This window comes from Streptococcus oralis (assembly GCF_004127215.1).
Taxonomy (GTDB): Bacteria; Bacillota; Bacilli; order Lactobacillales; family Streptococcaceae; genus Streptococcus; species Streptococcus oralis_BD.
The window spans coordinates 1-448 of record NZ_QEWJ01000066.1; the positions used below are offsets into that span (position 1 = coordinate 1).

Annotated in this window: 2 protein-coding genes; both read left to right on the top strand. The window is 68.5% G+C overall.

Annotated elements, in window-relative coordinates:
* On the top strand, nucleotides 1–208 hold a 208-nt coding region (locus tag DF216_RS10425), incomplete at its 5' end, for an NAD-binding protein (protein ID WP_164979051.1).
* A 42-nt stretch (nucleotides 209–250) separates the two neighbouring features.
* Nucleotides 251–448: thiamine pyrophosphate-binding protein (locus DF216_RS10430; protein WP_276318438.1), on the top strand; the 198-nt coding region annotated here is incomplete at its 3' end.

Sequence of the window (448 nt, forward strand, 5' to 3'; positions counted from 1 at the left end):
GTTCAAGCCCGGCTTCCGGGTCGACCTGCACCACAAGGACATGGGCATCATCCTGGCCGCCGCCCGCGAGGCCGGCGTGGCCATCCCGCTCGGCGCCCACACCGCCCAGCTGATGCAGTCCCTGCGTCAGCTCGGGCACGGCGATCTCGATCACTCGGCCCTGTTGCTGCAGGTCGAGCTGCTGTCCGGCCGCACATCCTCGAACTGACTCGAACCCACGACCTCTCAACGGTGAGCAAGGAGAACTGACATGACCCGAATGAAGGCCGCCGACGCGGCGGTGTTGATCTTGGAGAAGGAAGGCGCCACCCAGGCGTTCGGTCTGCCCGGCGCGGCGATCAACCCCTTCTACGCGGCGATGCGCCGGCACGCCCTCGAGAGCAAGACCGGTGGCGTCAAGCACGTGCTGGCCCGCCACGTGGAGGCCGCCTCGCACATGGCCGAGGGC